This window comes from Klebsiella sp. HMSC25G12 (assembly GCF_001807705.1).
GTDB classification, from domain to species: Bacteria; Pseudomonadota; Gammaproteobacteria; order Enterobacterales; family Enterobacteriaceae; genus Klebsiella; species Klebsiella variicola.
This window is the reverse complement of record NZ_KV789895.1, coordinates 187,296-203,036: the sequence shown is the minus strand read 5'-3', so window position 1 is coordinate 203,036 and position 15,741 is coordinate 187,296. Positions and strand designations below refer to the sequence as shown.

Below are 15,741 nucleotides of genomic sequence, written 5' to 3'. Positions count from 1 at the left end.
AGGCCGTCAGCACCGGCAGTTTCAGCAAGAAAGGTGAATAAATTAACGACAGGTCGCACGCACCGTAGGCCGGATAAGGCGCCAGCCGCCACCCGGCAACATCACGGGTACCGTGCCTGATGCCATCGCCCGGCGGCGCTGCGCTTGCCGGGCGTTAGGAGATGCAACCCTCTGATATTAAGAGGTTAGCGGCGATTGCCCATAATACGCAGCAGCATCAGGAACAGGTTGATAAAGTCCAGGTACAGCGTTAAGGCCCCGAGGATCGAGTATTTACGCAGCGTGGCGCTGTCGCGGGTGTCAATCTGCTCGCCGATGTTTTTCAGCTTCTGGGTGTCATACGCCGTCAGGCCGACAAACAGCACCACCCCAATGTAGGTCACCGCCCACATCAGCGCCTCGCTCTTCAGCCACAAGTTGACCAGCGATGCCAGCACGATGCCAATCAGCCCCATAAACAGCATGCTGCCGAAGCCGCTCAGATCGCGCTTCGTGGTGTAACCATACAAGCTCATCGCCCCGAACATCCCGCCGGTGACCACAAAGGTGCTGGCGATCGATGAGTAGGTATAGGCGATAAAAATGCTCGACAGCGTCAGCCCGGTCAGCGCCGAGTAGAGCATAAACAGCGTGGTGGCCATCCCGGCGCTCAGCCGCTGCACCATTCCCGACAGCACAAACACCAGCGCCAGCTGGGCAATAATCAGCCCGAAGAAAGTGATTTTGCTCGAAAAGACGAACATCATCACCGCCGGGGTATTCGCCGCAAACCACGCGATAAACGCCGTCAGCAGCAGGCCGACCGTCATCCAGCCGTATACCTGCGCCATGTAAGTCTGCAGGCCGGTACGGCCCTGCACGATTGAATCGGAACGCGGATATCTGTCCATGACTCTCTCCTGATTAACAAAGTTTCACCCTGTAAGCGTATCACACTACCAGCGCTCTGCCGCCTGACGATCGCTGTCGCGGGCGTCGACCCAGCGTTCGCCTTCCGGCGTCGCCTCACGCTTCCAGAACGGCGCGCGGGTTTTCAGGTAGTCCATAATAAACTCGCCCGCGGCGAAGGCGCTGCCGCGGTGGGCGCTGGTGACGCCGACAAACACAATCTCTTCCCCCGGCCACATTTCGCCGATGCGGTGGATAACCGTCACCCGGCCCAGCGGCCAGCGCTCGCGCGCCAGGTCGACGATCTCCGCCAGCGATTTTTCAGTCATCCCCGGATAGTGCTCCAGCGTTAACGCTTTCACGCTGTCGCCAAGATTGTGATTGCGCACTTTACCGGTGAAGGTGACCACCGCACCGTCTTCATCGCGCTCGGCCAGCCACGGATACTCATCGCCGACGCAAAAGCGCGCCGGGCTAACCACGATACGAGTTTGCGTCATCTTAGCCCCCGGTAACCGGTGGGAAAAATGCCACTTCGTCGCCGCTGGCGACCGGATGGTCAAACGCGGTCAGCGTCTGGTTGACTGCCGCCAGCAGCTTGCCCTCTTCCAGGGCCAGCGCCCAGCGGTCGCCGCGCGCGGCAAGCTGCTGGCGCACGGCCTCGACGGTTGCCAGGTCGCGGGCGTCGAGTGTCAGGGCATCGGTGCCGACCAGTTCGCGCACCTGGGCGAAAAACAGAACCTTAATCATGGCGTTCGTCCACCTTAAAATCGCCGGACTTGCCGCCGCTTTTCGCCAGCAGGCGCAGCGGGCCAATCACCATATCTTTTTGCACCGCCTTGCACATGTCGTAGATGGTCAACGCGGCAACGGAGGCGGCGGTCAATGCTTCCATCTCAACGCCGGTTTTACCGGTCAGACGGCAGAGCGACTCAATGCGCACCCGGTTATGCTCCGGCTGCGCCTGCAGATTGACTTCCACTTTGCTCAGCATCAGCGGATGACACAGCGGGATCAGCTCCCAGGTACGTTTTGCCGCCTGGATCCCGGCGATACGCGCGGTGGCGAACACATCGCCTTTATGGTGGCTGCCGTCGATAATCATCGCCAGCGTCGCCGCCTGCATTTCGACGTAAGCCTCGGCGCGCGCTTCGCGCACCGTTTCCGCTTTGCCGGAGACATCCACCATATGGGCTTCGCCCGCGGCGTTAATATGGGTCAGTTGTGACATAGATTATTTCTTCAGGTGAGGAATGAAGTTACACGGACGGGTGCGGGCATCCAGCTGCGGGGCAATGATGTTGTCCCACGCCGTGCGGCAGGCTTTGGTCGAGCCCGGCATGGCAAAAATCAGCGTGCGGTTGGCGACGCCGGCCACGGCCCGGGACTGCAGCGTCGAGGTGCCGATCTCTTCGAACGACAGCATGCGGAACACTTCGCCAAAGCCTTCGACCTCACGGTCAAACAGCGGCAGCAGCGCTTCCGGCGCCTGGTCACCCTCGGTGAACCCGGTCCCGCCGGTGATCAGCACCACCTGCACGTCATCGCTGGCGATCCACGCCGACACCTGGGCGCGGATGGCGTAGCGGTTTTCTTTCACAATCGCCTTATCGACGACATGGTGTCCCGCCTCCTGCGCCGCCTCGCGCAGCCAGTGGCCGGAGGTATCATCCTCTTCGCCACGGCGGCTGGAAACAGTAAGAATAGCAATACGGGTCGGAATAAACTCAGCGCTAGCCTGGCTCATCTGAATGCTCCTTTCGAAAACGATTAACCGCCAATATAGGACAGGTTCTGCGTAATACCGGTGTTGCCCTGATGCAGGAAATGGGTCTGCTTTTTATGGGTCAAGGCTTCGGCTATCCGCGCTTCCAGCTCGGCCTGTTGCTCGTCCTCAGCCATCAGGTCGCGCAGGTCGACGCCGCCTTCGCCAAACAGACACAGGTGCAGTTTGCCAACGGATGAGACGCGCAGGCGGTTGCAGGTGGCGCAGAAATCTTTTTCATACGGCATGATGAGGCCGATTTCACCGGCGTAATCCGGGTGACAAAAGACCTGCGCCGGGCCATCGCTGCGCTGGCGGATCTGGTGGATCCAGCCGCGGCGCAGCAGCTCGTCGCGCAGCACCATGCCGGAAAGATGGTGACGGCGGAACAGATCGCTGCCCTCTCCGGTTTCCATCAGCTCAATAAAACGCAGCTGAATACGACGGGGTTGGATCCACGCGAGAAAGGTATCGAGCTGGTGATGATTAACATCACGCATCAGCACGGTATTGACCTTCACCTTGTCAAAGCCCGCGGCGAAAGCAGCATCAATGCCGTCCATCACCTGGTGGAACTTGTCCTGGCCGGTGATGGCCTGAAATTGACGGGCGTCGAGGCTATCAACGCTGACGTTAATCGCCGTCAGCCCGGCATCGCGCCAGCGTTCGACATCGCGCGCCAGGCGGTAACCGTTGGTGGTAACCGCAATCTGACGGATCGCCGGGTTTTCACGCACCGCGGCAATGATTTCGGTGAAGTCGCGACGCAGAGAGGGTTCCCCACCGGTGAGGCGAACTTTTTCGGTGCCCAGCGCGGAGAAAGCGCGCGTGACGCGGCGCACTTCGTCTACGCTGAGAAAGCCGTTGTTATTGACGGCGCCGGGTTTGTAGCCGTCCGGCAGGCAGTAGGTGCAACGGAAGTTGCACACATCGGTAATCGACAGACGCAGGTAAAAAAACTTACGCGCGAATGCATCGGTAAGCTGTGAGGCCATATACACCTTTCCAAATACGGGAGGCGCGGTCATTTCTTCCCACGCCCTGGCGACACCCGGAGGGGTCGCGGCCAAACCGCCATATCTTTTGACACAGGCGAAGAGGCTAGAGTGTTAACAGGTTATGCCGATAGTAGCGCGTTACGGACGGTTTCGCCATTTGCGATTTCGTTATATAACCTTGTATATATCGCTACCTTCGTGCATTTTCGCTACAGAATAGCCATAAATCATTTTTTTGCCTTGATGTCGGTCAGTTTGTCGGGCTCCTCCCATCGTCTTTTAGGGGTAGATCGGGTAGTGTGTGGCCGTTTATGTGAAATAAGGAATTTCTATGCGCAATCGTACATTCGCTGACCTCGATCGGGTGGTCGCGCTCGGCGGCGGGCATGGTCTGGGCCGGGTGATGTCCTCCCTCTCCTCGCTCGGCTCGCGGCTGACCGGCATTGTCACCACCACCGACAACGGGGGCTCCACCGGGCGGATCCGCCGCTCGGAAGGCGGCATTGCCTGGGGCGATATGCGCAACTGCATCAATCAGTTAATTGCCGAGCCCAGCGTGGCGTCGGCGATGTTCGAGTATCGTTTTAGCGGTAATGGCGAACTTTCCGGGCATAACCTCGGAAATCTGATGTTAAAGGCGCTGGACCACCTGAGCGTGCGGCCTTTAGAAGCTATCAATTTAATCAGAAACCTGCTCAAAGTAGACGCGTTTCTTATCCCGATGTCGGAACAACCGGTGGATTTGATGGCGCTCGATCATGAAGGCCATGAAGTTTACGGCGAAGTGAATATCGATCAGCTCGACAACCTACCGCAGGAGCTGATGCTTACCCCACCGGTACCCGCCACTCGCGAGGCGGTGGAAGCGATCGCCGAAGCCGATCTGATCCTCATCGGCCCGGGCAGCTTTTACACCAGCCTGCTGCCGATCCTGCTGCTCGACGAGATGGCCCAGGCGCTGCGCCGCACCCCGGCGCCGATGGTGTTTATCGATAATCTGGGCAAAGAGCACAGCCCGGCGGCGAGGCTGTCGCTGGCGGAACGCATTGCGATTATGGAGCGCTACGTGGGTAAGCGGGTGGTGGATGCGGTGATCGCCGGGCCAAAAGCCGATATCCGCGGCATCAACGACCGGCTGGTGATCCAGACGCCGCTGGAGGCCAGTGACGTGCCCTATCGCCATGATCGGGCGCTGCTCCGCGGCGCGCTGGAAAAGGCGATTCAGCTTCCTGGCTGACGCTGCGCGCCGGAGGGCCAACCTTCGGTGCACCTTAAAATCTTAAGGTTGTCTTAAAATAGGGCTGGCACTATACGCTTATCTCTTTCTGTGGGTAGGTATTATGTCGTTATTGCCTCTGCGTCGGCCGCTCTTCAGCCGCACGACTTATTTGATTCTCTTTGCTTGCTATATCGGTATCTTTCTCAACCTGGCTTTTTATCGCCAGGTTTTCCCGTTACTGCCGGTAAACAGCCTGCATAACTGGCTGGTATTCCTCAGTATGCCGATCGTGGCCATTAGCGTGATGAATATCATCACCACCCTCGCCTCGTTCCTGAAGCTCGATCGGGTGGTCATCAGCCTGTTTATTCTGCTCAGCGCGTCGGCGCAGTACTTTATCTGGAACTTCGGGGTAGTGATCGACCGCAGCATGATCACCAATATCCTCGACACCACTCCGGCGGAGAGCTTTGCTCTGCTCTCCGGCGAAATGATCGCCGTACTCGGCCTCTCGGGGGTTTTAGCGGTATTCGTCGCCTGGTGGGTGAAAATCCGTAAGCCCGCCACGCGGTGGCGCGGCGCGGCGATGCGCCTGCTCAATATCGCCGTTTCGGCGCTGCTGATTATTCTGGTGGCCGCGCTGTTCTACAAAGATTACGCCTCGGTGTTCCGTAACAACAAAGAGCTGGTGAAATCCCTGAGTCCCTCCAACAGCATTGTGGCGCTGAACTCGTGGTATGCGCACAACCGCATGGACAATCTGCCGCTGGTGAAGATTGGCGAAGATGCCAGGCAGAAACCGGTGATGCATAGCGGCCCCCGCAAAAACCTGACGATTGTGGTGCTGGGCGAAACCTCGCGCGCCGGGAACTTCTCGCTGGGCGGCTACGATCGGGAGACTAACCCACGCCTGCAACGGGACGACGTGGTGTACTTCCCGAAAACCACCTCCTGCGGCACGGCAACTGCGGTTTCCGTCCCCTGTATGTTCTCCAATATGCCGCGCGCGCATTACGATGAAGAACTGGCGCACCATCAGGAAGGCGTCCTGGATATTCTGCAGCGCGCCGGTGTTCAGGTGCTGTGGAACGACAATGACGGTGGCTGTAAGGGCGCCTGTGACCGCGTACCGCACCAAAACGTCACCGAACTGCACCTCAGCGGTCAGTGCATCGACGGCGAGTGCTACGATGAGGTCCTGTTCCATAATCTGGACAGTTACATCGACAACCTGAAACAGGATGGCATTATCGTACTGCATACTATCGGCAGCCACGGCCCAACCTATTACAACCGCTATCCGGCTGAATTCAAAAAATTCACCCCGACCTGCGATACCAATGAAATCCAAAGTTGTACGCAACAACAGTTGACCAATACCTACGACAACACCATTCTGTATGTCGACTATGTTGTTGATAAAGCGATAAAATTACTGCAATCCAAACAGGATAAATTTACCACTAGCCTGGTTTATTTGTCCGATCACGGCGAATCGCTGGGTGAAGATGGCGTCTATTTGCATGGTCTGCCGTACTCAATTGCGCCGGATACGCAAAAACACGTGCCCATGCTGCTGTGGCTGTCGCCGGATTACCAGCAACGTTACGGTGTCTCCAGCCAGTGTTTGCAACAACAGGCTAAGACGAAGGATTATTCACAAGATAATCTGTTCTCCACCCTGCTCGGCCTGCTCGGCGTCAGCACCCACGAGTACCAGGCAGCAGATGATATTTTAACGCCATGTAGAGAGGCTGGTTGATGAAAATCTTAGTCATTGAAGACGATGCGCTGCTGTTGCAGGGGTTGATTCTGGCGATGCAAAGTGAAGGATACGTATGCGACGGCGTCTCCACAGCGCACGAAGCGGCGCTATCGTTGGCCAGCAATCACTACAGCCTGATCGTACTCGACCTCGGCCTGCCGGATGAAGACGGTCTGCATTTTCTCACCCGCATGCGGCGGGAGAAGATGACCCAGCCGGTGCTGATCCTCACCGCCCGCGATACGCTTGAGGATCGCATTAGCGGTCTCGATACCGGCGCGGATGACTATCTGGTGAAACCCTTTGCCCTGGAAGAGCTGAATGCGCGCATTCGCGCCCTGCTCCGCCGGCATAATAACCAGGGCGATAACGAAATCAGCGTCGGCGATCTGCGCCTCAACGTCACCCGCCGCCTGGTGTGGCTGGGTGAGGCGGCGCTGGAATTGACGCCAAAAGAGTATGCCCTGCTGTCGCGGCTGATGATGAAAGCCGGTAGCCCGGTGCATCGTGAGATCCTCTACAACGACATCTACAGCTGGGACAACGAGCCGGCGACCAATACCCTTGAGGTGCATATTCATAACCTGCGCGAAAAGATTGGCAAATCGCGGATCCGCACCGTCAGGGGTTTTGGCTATATGCTGGCTAACCACATCGACACGGAATAGACCATGGCTCTGTTTGCAACCGAAACCTGGACCATGCGCCACCGGCTGCTGCTGACCATTGGCGCCATCCTGGTGGTCTGCCAGCTGATCAGCGTCTTCTGGCTATGGCATGAGAGCAAAGAGCAGATCCAGCTGCTGGTGGCCAGCGCCATCGAAGGCCACAATAACCAGAAACATGTGGAGCATGAGGTACGGGAAGCGGTCGCCAGCCTGCTGGTGCCGAGCCTGTTGATCGTTGGCCTGGCGCTGTATATCAGCATGCTGGCGGTGCGCAAGATCACCCGCCCGCTCTCCCGACTGCAAAGCGAGCTGGAGAGCCGCACGCCGGACAACCTCACCCCCATCGTGCTCAGCGAATCGGTGCCCGAAGTCACGGCGGTGACCACCGCCCTGAATCAGCTGGTTTCCCGCCTCAATCTGACCCTCGACCGTGAGCGGCTGTTTACCGCCGACGTGGCGCATGAGCTACGTACCCCGCTGGCCGGCCTGCGGTTGCACCTCGAACTACTGGCGAAAGTGCACGGCGTGGGCGTCGACCCGCTGATCCAGCGCCTCGACCAGATGACCACCAGCATTTCGCAGCTGCTGCAGCTGGCGCGCGTCGGACAGTCTTTTTCCGCCGGCAGCTATCAGCAGGTGCTGCTGCTGGATGACGTGGTCAAACCGCTGCAGGATGAGCTGGAGACCATGCTGGCGCAGCGTCAGCAGCGGCTGCTGCTGACGGATGTCGAAAGCGAGGCCATCGTCTCTGGCGACGCGACGTTAATCCGTGTGATCCTGCGCAATCTGGTGGAGAATGCTCACCGCTACAGCCCGGAAGGGTCAACTATCCGCGTGTCGGTGAAAGCGGGCCTGATGCCGGTGATGGCGGTGGAAGATGAAGGCCCAGGGATTGATGAGGCGAAAAGCGGCGAACTCAGTAAAGCGTTTGTGCGCATGGACAGTCGCTACGGCGGCATAGGCCTCGGACTGAGCATCGTCACGCGCATTGCTCAGCTGCATGACGCCCAGTTCTTCCTGCACAACCGCCAGCCGGGGCCCGGCGTCCGCGCGTGGGTGTTATTCCCGCGGCGCGCGGGTCAGAACGTCAGTACCCACTGATGGAAAAAGGCAACAATAATAACCAGGGCGGTGGCGACCGCCAGATATTCACGGAAGTTGATTTTTTGCATGGGCGCTATCCTCATCATGGGGAGGTTAGTGTCGCCTGGCGAGATTAAGCAAACATTAAGAAGGCCGCAATGCGGCCTTTTTTCTTCTCAAAGGTTTGCTATCTGGTAGCGGGACAATGAGAGAAGCGTCCCGCCTTCACTACGCCCCACACGCCCACTCCGGCAGTATGCGCCGGGACTCAGGAGGCGGCGATAAACAGCTCGCGCAGCTGATGCAACTGGTCGCGAATTTGCGCCGCCTCTTCGAACTCGAGGTTCTGGGCGTGCTGCATCATCTGCCCTTCCAGCTCGTGGATCTTCTGCTGCAGCGCTTTTGGCGTCATCTCCACGGCGCTAAGCCCGGTAGGCTCAACGGCCTTCGCTTTACCGCGCCCTTTGGCTTTAGTTTTCGCCAGGCCCTGGCCCAGCTGCAGGATATCCACCACTTTCTTGTTGAGGCCCTGCGGTACGATGCCGTGCTCTTCGTTATAACGCTGCTGTTTCTCCCGTCGACGCTCGGTCTCGCCAATGGCTTTGGCCATGGAAGGGGTGATCTTATCGCCGTAAAGGATGGCCTTGCCGTTGATGTTTCGCGCCGCGCGGCCGATGGTCTGGATAAGCGAGCGTTCGGAGCGCAGGAAGCCCTCTTTATCGGCATCCAGGATCGCCACCAGCGACACCTCCGGCATATCCAGCCCCTCACGCAGCAGGTTGATCCCTACCAGCACGTCAAACTCGCCAAGGCGCAGGTCGCGGATAATCTCCATGCGCTCGACGGTGTCGATATCCGAGTGCAGATAGCGCACCCGCTCGCCGTGCTCCTCAAGATACTCGGTTAAATCCTCCGCCATCCGCTTAGTGAGGGTGGTCACCAGCACGCGCTCGTTGATGGCCGTGCGCAGGCGGATCTCTGACAACAGATCGTCTACCTGGGTGGCTACCGGCCGCACTTCGATGATCGGGTCAAGCAGACCGGTCGGCCGCACCACCTGATCCACCACTTCGCCGCCGGATTTATCCAGCTCGTAGGCGCCGGGGGTTGCCGAGACGTAGATGGTTTGCGGGGCCAGCGCTTCAAATTCTTCAAACTTCATCGGCCGGTTATCCAGCGCCGACGGCAGGCGGAAACCGTACTCCACCAGCGTCTCTTTGCGCGCCCGGTCGCCCCGGTACATACCGCCGATCTGCGGCACCGTAACGTGGGATTCGTCTATCACCAGCAGACCGTCTGCCGGCAGATAGTCAAACAGAGTGGGCGGCGGCTCGCCGGGCCCGCGACCGGAAAGGAAGCGCGAGTAGTTTTCAATGCCCGAGCAGTAGCCCAGCTCGTTCATCATTTCGAGGTCGAACTGGGTACGCTGGGTTAAGCGCTGCTCTTCCAGAAGCTTGTTGTTGGCCAGCAGAACCTTGCGCCGCTCCGCCAGCTCCAGCTTGATCTCTTCCATCGCCTGGACGATGCGTTCCCGCGGCGTCACGTAGTGGGTCTTGGGATAAATGGTGTAGCGCGGCACCGTCGATTCCACGTGGCCGGTGAGCGGGTCGAACAGCGACAGGCGCTCGACCTCTTCATCAAACAGCTCAATGCGCAGCGCGATATCGTCGGATTCCGCCGGGAAGACGTCGATCACCTCGCCGCGCACGCGAAAGGTGCCGCGCTGGAAGGCCTGATCGTTGCGGGTATACTGCAGTTCGGCCAGACGGCGCAGGATAGCGCGCTGGTCAATCAGCATCCCGACCGTCAGGTGCAGCATCATCTTCAGGTACAGGTCCGGGTCGCCGAGGCCGTAGATAGCCGAGACTGACGCCACCACCACCACGTCGCGCCGCTCGAGCAGCGCTTTGGTCGCCGACAAGCGCATCTGCTCGATATGTTCGTTTACCGAGGCGTCCTTCTCAATGAAGGTATCTGAGCTGGGGACGTAGGCTTCCGGCTGATAGTAATCGTAGTAGGAGACGAAATACTCGACGGCATTCTCCGGGAAAAACTCTTTCATCTCGCCATAGAGCTGGGCCGCCAGGGTTTTGTTTGGCGCCAGCACCATCGTCGGCCGCTGCAGGTCGGCAATCACGTTGGCGATGGTGAAGGTTTTACCGGAGCCGGTGACCCCCAGCAGCGTTTGATGCGCGAGCCCATCCTCCAGCCCCTCTTCCAGGCGGCGGATGGCTTCCGGTTGGTCTCCGGAGGGGCGAAAGGCGGAATGCAGAACAAACGATTTACTCATTGATCAAAACCTGAAGATGGATTTAGCGGCCGGTGTTTAATTCTACCCTCCGGGCCATTTTTTGCCAACAAATTATACTGGATATTTAAACAGTACATCACTATGATAGCGTCAGTAAACGGCTTATTTCGCCGCCATGGTGCGCATAAAACGCGCACCGGGTGGAATAATCCTCCGGCCGGCAGGGTTATCCCCAGAAATTTTTACCTTTTAACATTTGTCAAGCGGACGGGTGAAAGTTTTATGGCAGTAGATGACGCTTTTCTTACACCCATTGATTTTAACTAACAAGCTGATATTTAATGACTTTAAAGAAAAGACGCCTTTCGCGCCAATTCAGCCGCAGGCCGCGTACGCTCTAGCTTACCGCAGGTTTTCTAACTCTAATACACAAGGTTATCCACAGGAATAGTGGATAACTGTCTGCAGCCCAAGACCGCCGCCGCCCGGCGCAAATCGACTTTCGCTGTAAACCGTGCGGCGAAAAATTTTTATCGAACTATTTTTAATAACTATCCGTTTAAAGCCGCTCGATTTTTGCTGCTTTTTGCACCACCCTTTAGCGTCGGGCACCGGAAAAGTGCAGCGCCCGCGCTGACTATGCCCGATGGTGTCGGCGTTTCGCGGTTTTTTCCGAGCGTTCTTTTTCCTGGCAAGAGTTTTGCAGCATCTTTCTGTCGCCCTGACGCCAGGATAAGGAGAAAACGTCCATGTTGAATTTACAGGCAGTAAATCATTTTTACGGTAATCAGCACTCGCTGTGGAATGTCGATCTTGAACTACGCCCGGGAGAGTGCATTGGCGTACTAGGACGCGAGGGAATGGGAAAAACCACCCTGGTCAACTGCATTGCCGGCCATCTGCCGGTGGCCAGCGGTCGGATGACCTGGCATGACATTGGCGCCCCGCCGTGCGATCTCACCCCCCTGTCCGCTCAGTCGCGCAGCGCCATCGGCATCGGCTACGTGCCGCAGGATAAACGCATCTTTTCCCAGCTCAGCGTGGAAGAGAATCTGCATATTGCCCTGGCGGCCGGGAAACCCGGGGCTAACGCCAGCGGCGGCGAAATTTATGACCATTTTCCCGAACTCTATGCGCTACGGCAGCGCAAAGGCGCTTCGCTAAGCGCCGACGATCAGTACCAGCTGGCGCTGGCCAGGGCGCTGATCGTCCAGCCACGACTGCTGATCCTTGACGAACCCTCACGCGGCGCAGGGCCGCGCTGCCTGCAAAAGCTGGCGGAATTGCTGCTGCGGTTAAATCGCGATATCGGTCTGACGGTGCTGCTCGCCGAGCAGCACCTGCCCTTTATCCGCCGGGTGGCGGATCGGTTCTGTGTCCTTCACCGGGGGCGTAATGTCGCCGAGGGCGATATTATGGCGCTGGATGAACCGCTGCTGGCGCAGTGGATGACGCCAGATCCAGCGCGCTGAGATCCAGATACTGGCCGAGATCGTCGCGCTGCGCGATATCGACAAGCCACGGTATTTCACCAAGAAACGGCGCGGCCAACCGGTTTTTCAGCGTCGCCAGATATTCGCCATGGCGCTTGCCCGGCGGCTGCACGTCATTGGCGATCCAGCCCGCCAGCGGCAGCCCCGCCTGGCGCACCGCCTGGGCGGTAAGCATCGCATGGTTGATACAGCCGAGCTTGACCCCCACCACCAGAATCACCGGCAGCTGCTCCTGCTGCGCCCAGTCGGCGAAGGTCAGGGTGTCCGAGAGCGGCGTAAACCAGCCGCCGGCCCCTTCCACCAGTACCCAGTCTGCCAGGCGCTCCAGTTCGCGTAAGCCGCTGGAAAGCGTCGTCGCGGCAATCGGTCGCCCTTCATCGGCGCTAATAATATGCGGCGAGGTCGGTTCGGCAAAAGTATAAGGGTTGACCTGTTCATAGCTCAGCGCCACCCGGCTATTACGCTGCAGGGCCAGCGCATCTTCATTGCGTAACCCTTGTGCGGTCAGGTCGCTACCGGAAGCCACCGGTTTATAGCCGGCGGTGTTAAAACCCAACTGGTTCGCCGCCTGCAGCAGTGCGCTGCTGGCGACCGTTTTCCCGACTTCAGTATCGGTTCCGGTGACGAAAAAACGTTTAGTCACGTTCAATGACTCCTGTAAAAAGATAATACGTCAGCGGGAAGATACCCTGCTGTTGCGGCCAGGCCAGCTGCAGTTCGCGCAGTTTGCCGCGGCCAAGCGGGGCGGATGCCCTCCCCTGGTGCAAATGGGTAGCGCCGATGCCCTTCAGGGAGCGCATAGCGCTCAGCGCATCGGCGAACGGCAGGCTAATCTGATGAACGACGCCTTCGGCGCGCAGGCCGCTCAGTGCGGCCCTTACCGCCGGTTCGCTGAGAAAACGGTTGGCATGTGGCCGGTCGTCGATAGCCTGCCACGCCTGATTGAGCTCCGGCAGCGATCCGGCCAGCAGCGTGGTAAACGCCACCCGCCCGCCGGGCCGCACCACCCGGCACAGCTCGCCGATCGCCGCGCGCAGATCGTCGCACCACTGCACCGCCAGGTTGCTCCATGCCAGATCGACGCAGCCATCCGGCAGCGGCAGCGCTTCGATATCGCCCTGCAGATAATGCTGCGCGGCGTCGTGGCGCTGCGCCTGGGCCAGCATGCCGGCGGAGAGATCCAGCGCGGTCACCACGCTGCCCGCCTCACGCCAGTAGCGACTCATGCTGCCGGGGCCGCAGCCGGCATCCAGCACCTGGGCAAAATCGCGGCGCGCCAGCTGGCGCAGCAGCAGATCGGCGCTGCGCCGCTGCAGTTCATCATGTTGCGTATAGCCGCTGGCCGCCCGGCCAAACGCCGCGGCCACCGCCTGCTTATTCACCGTGACCATGCAGCGCCTCCAGTAAACGGTTAATGTCCTCAGCCTGATGAGCGGCGGTCAGGGTCAGACGCAGGCGAGCGCTGCCGACCGGCACCGTCGGTGGACGGATCGCCGTCGCCCAGCAGCCGGCCTCGCGCAGACGGCAGGCCAGGCTCAGCGCTCGCGCGTTATCGCCGACGATCAGCGGCTGGATCGCGCTGACGGAATCGGTCAGCCCCAGCGACACATCGCCCATCCCTGCACGGAACTGACGGATGCGGGCGGCCAGGGTTTCCCGCCGCTGCTGGCCCTCATCGCTACGAATGACCCGCAGCGCCGCGCTCAGCGCCACCGCCTGGGCGGGCGGCATGGCGGTGCTGTAGATCAGATGACGGGCAAACTGCAGCAGATAATCCGCCATCGATTCGCTGCACAGTACCGCCGCGCCGCTCACCCCAAACGCCTTGCCGAAGGTGACTACCAGCAGCTCCGGGCGAACCGCCTGCGTATGACAGCTTCCGCGCCCTTCATCGCCAATCGCCCCGATTCCGTGAGCATCATCAACCAGTAATAATGCTCCGGCGCTGCGAGCTGCCGCCTGAATGTCAGCCAGCGGCGCGCTGTCGCCGTCCATACTGAAAATCCCTTCGGTAACGACTAACTGCTGGCCGTCCAGCGGTTTCGCCAGCAGTTGAGCAAGCTGCTGCGGATCGTTGTGGGCAAAGCGCCGCAGCTGGGCCGGGCTGAGGCTCGCCGCTTCCAGCAGGGAGGCGTGGCTCAGGCGGTCGGCGACAATCCGATCCTCTTTTTCCGCCAGCGCGGCAACCAGTGCCTGATTGGCGGCAAAGCCGGAGATAAACAGTAGCGCGCGCGGGTAACCGAGCCAGTCGGCAAGTTCCTCTTCCAGCGCGCGGTGGGCCTCACTATAGCCGCTCACGTGGCCCGATCCGCCGGAGCCGACGCCATAACGTTCCGCCCCCTGCTGCCAGGCGGCGATAATGCCGGCATGCTGGCTCAGGCCCAGGTAATCATTGCTGGAGAAGTTGAGCCAGCGCTCCCCTTCGCGCTCCAGCCAGCGTCCGGCGCCGTGGCTTACCGGCAGGCGGCGGCGAAACGCATCCGTCTGCTGCCGCTCGTCCAGCGCCCGCTCGATTCGTTGCTGCCAGGTCATAGCGCCGCCGCGTTGTAATATTCCTCAGTGTCGGGGGTGAGTAAGGCCTGCTCCAGGCGCTGCTGCTGCTCATTATCGCCTTCCAGTACCGCCGTCTGCTGCGGGTTGATCCCCAGCTTGCGGAACAGCTGCAGGTCTTTATCTTCTTCCGGGTTTGGCGTGGTGAGCAGCTTGCAGCCGTAGAAAATCGAGTTCGCCCCGGCCATAAAGCACATCGCCTGGGTCTGCTCGTTCATCTGTTCGCGGCCGGCGGAGAGACGCACGTAAGAGGTGGGCATCATGATGCGTGCGATGGCGATGGTGCGGATGAAATCGAAAGCGTCGACATCGTCGTTATCCGCCAGCGGCGTGCCTTTAACTTTCACCAGCATGTTGATCGGCACACTCTCCGGCGGCGTCGGCAGATTAGCCAGCTGCAGCAGCAGCCCGGCGCGATCTTTTACGGTCTCTCCCAGCCCGACGATGCCGCCGGAGCAGACTTTGATCCCGGCATCGCGCACTTTATCCAGCGTATCCAGACGCTCCTGATAGGTACGGGTGGTGATGATGTTGCCGTAAAATTCCGGCGAGGTGTCGAGGTTATGGTTGTAGTAATCAAGCCCCGCACCGGCCAGGCGCTGCGCCTGGCTGGCGGTAAGGGTACCGAGCGTCATACAGGACTCCAGACCCAGCGCCTTGACGCCTTTCACCATCTGCTCCAGATAGGGCATATCGCGGTCATTGGGGTTCTTCCACGCCGCGCCCATGCAGAAGCGAGTGGAGCCGGCGTTTTTCGCCTGACGCGCTGACTCCAGCACCTGCTCGACTTCCATCAGGCGCTCGGATTCAAGACCGGTTTTGTAGCGTGCGCTTTGCGGGCAATATTTACAGTCTTCCGGACAAGCGCCGGTTTTAATCGACAGCAACGTACTGACCTGCACCTGACGCGGGTCAAAATGCTGGCGGTGGATTTGCTGCGCTTCGAATAACAGATCGATGAGTGGTTTATTAAATAACTCAGTAACTTGCGACATTGTCCAGCGTGCGTGGTGAGCCATTAGCCTCTCCAAAAGGTTTTGTTAATTTGCGGTTCGGTTTAT

Annotated in this window: 16 protein-coding genes, 1 pseudogene and 1 riboswitch; of the genes and pseudogenes, 6 read left to right on the top strand and 11 right to left on the bottom strand. The window is 59.4% G+C overall.

The window, feature by feature from the left end:
- Window positions 1-185 precede the first annotated feature (185 nt).
- From HMPREF3096_RS15735 to moaA, 6 genes are all read right to left on the bottom strand, one after another.
- Window positions 186-890 (bottom strand): Bax inhibitor-1/YccA family protein, encoded by a 705-nt coding sequence (locus HMPREF3096_RS15735; RefSeq protein WP_004142079.1) that lies wholly within the window; start codon window positions 888-890, stop codon window positions 186-188.
- Between the two features lie 45 nt (window positions 891-935).
- Entirely contained in the window at window positions 936-1,388 is a 453-nt protein-coding gene (moaE, locus tag HMPREF3096_RS15730) for a molybdopterin synthase catalytic subunit MoaE (RefSeq protein ID WP_012968664.1), read from the bottom strand.
- A gap of 1 nt (window position 1,389) precedes the next feature.
- On the bottom strand, window positions 1,390-1,638 hold the full coding sequence (gene moaD / locus HMPREF3096_RS15725; protein WP_012968665.1) for a molybdopterin synthase sulfur carrier subunit: 249 nt from the start codon (window positions 1,636-1,638) through the stop codon (window positions 1,390-1,392).
- Entirely contained in the window at window positions 1,631-2,119 is a 489-nt protein-coding gene (moaC, locus tag HMPREF3096_RS15720; protein WP_008805748.1) for a cyclic pyranopterin monophosphate synthase MoaC, read from the bottom strand. Before moaC ends, moaD begins: the two co-directional genes overlap by 8 nt.
- 3 nt (window positions 2,120-2,122) lie before the next feature.
- Window positions 2,123-2,635, bottom strand: coding sequence for a molybdenum cofactor biosynthesis protein B (moaB, locus tag HMPREF3096_RS15715; RefSeq protein ID WP_008805747.1), 513 nt, complete (start codon window positions 2,633-2,635; stop codon window positions 2,123-2,125).
- Between the two features lie 23 nt (window positions 2,636-2,658).
- The gene (moaA, locus tag HMPREF3096_RS15710; RefSeq protein ID WP_012968667.1) at window positions 2,659-3,648 is read right to left on the bottom strand and encodes a GTP 3',8-cyclase MoaA; all 990 of its coding nucleotides are present in this window, start codon (window positions 3,646-3,648) and stop codon (window positions 2,659-2,661) included.
- Window positions 3,636-3,774: riboswitch (molybdenum cofactor riboswitch) on the bottom strand. Its footprint overlaps the gene before it by 13 nt.
- 208 nt (window positions 3,775-3,982) lie before the next feature.
- Here moaA and yvcK point away from each other — a divergent pair.
- The 4 genes from yvcK to pmrB all read left to right on the top strand — a co-directional run bounded on the left by yvcK (window position 3,983) and on the right by pmrB (window position 8,404).
- Window positions 3,983-4,888, top strand: a complete 906-nt coding sequence (yvcK, locus tag HMPREF3096_RS15705) for a uridine diphosphate-N-acetylglucosamine-binding protein YvcK (protein ID WP_008805745.1) — start codon at window positions 3,983-3,985, stop codon at window positions 4,886-4,888.
- Between the two features lie 103 nt (window positions 4,889-4,991).
- Entirely contained in the window at window positions 4,992-6,632 is a 1,641-nt protein-coding gene (gene eptA / locus HMPREF3096_RS15700; protein WP_032729724.1) for a phosphoethanolamine transferase EptA, read from the top strand.
- The gene (gene pmrA / locus HMPREF3096_RS15695) at window positions 6,632-7,303 is read left to right on the top strand and encodes a two-component system response regulator PmrA (RefSeq protein WP_023297250.1); all 672 of its coding nucleotides are present in this window, start codon (window positions 6,632-6,634) and stop codon (window positions 7,301-7,303) included. The genes eptA and pmrA overlap by 1 nt, the downstream gene beginning before the upstream one ends.
- A 3-nt stretch (window positions 7,304-7,306) precedes the next feature.
- Window positions 7,307-8,404 carry a two-component system sensor histidine kinase PmrB gene (pmrB, locus tag HMPREF3096_RS15690; RefSeq protein ID WP_012968668.1) on the top strand — a complete coding sequence of 366 codons (1,098 nt, stop codon included), beginning with the start codon at window positions 7,307-7,309 and terminating at the stop codon, window positions 8,402-8,404.
- Window positions 8,405-8,654: 250 nt separating this feature from the next.
- On the opposite strand, the gene uvrB is transcribed toward pmrB, so the two are convergent.
- Window positions 8,655-10,676, bottom strand: a complete 2,022-nt coding sequence (gene uvrB / locus HMPREF3096_RS15685) for an excinuclease ABC subunit UvrB (RefSeq protein ID WP_032729722.1) — start codon at window positions 10,674-10,676, stop codon at window positions 8,655-8,657.
- 411 nt (window positions 10,677-11,087) lie between these two features.
- Between uvrB and HMPREF3096_RS29445 the strand changes: the two are divergent.
- Window positions 11,088-11,297, top strand: a pseudogene (locus HMPREF3096_RS29445) (hypothetical protein); the annotation flags it as partial.
- 89 nt (window positions 11,298-11,386) lie between these two features.
- On the top strand, window positions 11,387-12,109 hold the full coding sequence (locus HMPREF3096_RS15680) for an ABC transporter ATP-binding protein (protein WP_008805739.1): 723 nt from the start codon (window positions 11,387-11,389) through the stop codon (window positions 12,107-12,109).
- Here HMPREF3096_RS15680 and bioD read toward each other — a convergent pair.
- The 4 genes from bioD to bioB are packed head-to-tail and all read right to left on the bottom strand — an operon-like array spanning window position 12,051 to window position 15,699.
- A complete protein-coding gene (gene bioD, locus HMPREF3096_RS15675) occupies window positions 12,051-12,773 on the bottom strand; it encodes a dethiobiotin synthase (protein WP_008805737.1) in 723 nt (240 codons plus the stop codon). The two genes, HMPREF3096_RS15680 and bioD, sit on opposite strands and share 59 nt — an antisense overlap.
- Window positions 12,766-13,521: a malonyl-ACP O-methyltransferase BioC gene (gene bioC / locus HMPREF3096_RS15670; protein WP_032729720.1), complete on the bottom strand. Its 756-nt coding sequence runs from the start codon at window positions 13,519-13,521 to the stop codon at window positions 12,766-12,768. Before bioC ends, bioD begins: the two co-directional genes overlap by 8 nt.
- On the bottom strand, window positions 13,505-14,662 hold the full coding sequence (bioF, locus tag HMPREF3096_RS15665; RefSeq protein WP_048293363.1) for an 8-amino-7-oxononanoate synthase: 1,158 nt from the start codon (window positions 14,660-14,662) through the stop codon (window positions 13,505-13,507). The genes bioC and bioF overlap by 17 nt, the downstream gene beginning before the upstream one ends.
- The gene (bioB, locus tag HMPREF3096_RS15660; RefSeq protein ID WP_023297246.1) at window positions 14,659-15,699 is read right to left on the bottom strand and encodes a biotin synthase BioB; all 1,041 of its coding nucleotides are present in this window, start codon (window positions 15,697-15,699) and stop codon (window positions 14,659-14,661) included. The genes bioF and bioB overlap by 4 nt, the downstream gene beginning before the upstream one ends.
- Window positions 15,700-15,741: the final 42 nt, after the last annotated feature.

Excerpts from the sequence above, each read along its gene's own strand:
- bioB (WP_023297246.1), bottom strand. The coding sequence starts at position 15,699 with ATGGCTCACCACGCACGCTGGACAATGTCGCAAGTTACTGAGTTATTT.
- bioF (WP_048293363.1), bottom strand. The coding sequence starts at position 14,662 with ATGACCTGGCAGCAACGAATCGAGCGGGCGCTGGACGAGCGGCAGCAG.
- eptA (WP_032729724.1), top strand. The coding sequence starts at position 4,992 with ATGTCGTTATTGCCTCTGCGTCGGCCGCTCTTCAGCCGCACGACTTAT.
- yvcK (WP_008805745.1), top strand. The coding sequence starts at position 3,983 with ATGCGCAATCGTACATTCGCTGACCTCGATCGGGTGGTCGCGCTCGGC.
- HMPREF3096_RS15735 (WP_004142079.1), bottom strand. The coding sequence starts at position 890 with ATGGACAGATATCCGCGTTCCGATTCAATCGTGCAGGGCCGTACCGGC.
- HMPREF3096_RS15680 (WP_008805739.1), top strand. The coding sequence starts at position 11,387 with ATGTTGAATTTACAGGCAGTAAATCATTTTTACGGTAATCAGCACTCG.
- bioC (WP_032729720.1), bottom strand. The coding sequence starts at position 13,521 with ATGGTCACGGTGAATAAGCAGGCGGTGGCCGCGGCGTTTGGCCGGGCG.
- moaB (WP_008805747.1), bottom strand. The coding sequence starts at position 2,635 with ATGAGCCAGGCTAGCGCTGAGTTTATTCCGACCCGTATTGCTATTCTT.
- uvrB (WP_032729722.1), bottom strand. The coding sequence starts at position 10,676 with ATGAGTAAATCGTTTGTTCTGCATTCCGCCTTTCGCCCCTCCGGAGAC.
- pmrA (WP_023297250.1), top strand. The coding sequence starts at position 6,632 with ATGAAAATCTTAGTCATTGAAGACGATGCGCTGCTGTTGCAGGGGTTG.
- pmrB (WP_012968668.1), top strand. The coding sequence starts at position 7,307 with ATGGCTCTGTTTGCAACCGAAACCTGGACCATGCGCCACCGGCTGCTG.
- moaD (WP_012968665.1), bottom strand. The coding sequence starts at position 1,638 with ATGATTAAGGTTCTGTTTTTCGCCCAGGTGCGCGAACTGGTCGGCACC.
- moaE (WP_012968664.1), bottom strand. The coding sequence starts at position 1,388 with ATGACGCAAACTCGTATCGTGGTTAGCCCGGCGCGCTTTTGCGTCGGC.
- moaC (WP_008805748.1), bottom strand. The coding sequence starts at position 2,119 with ATGTCACAACTGACCCATATTAACGCCGCGGGCGAAGCCCATATGGTG.
- moaA (WP_012968667.1), bottom strand. The coding sequence starts at position 3,648 with ATGGCCTCACAGCTTACCGATGCATTCGCGCGTAAGTTTTTTTACCTG.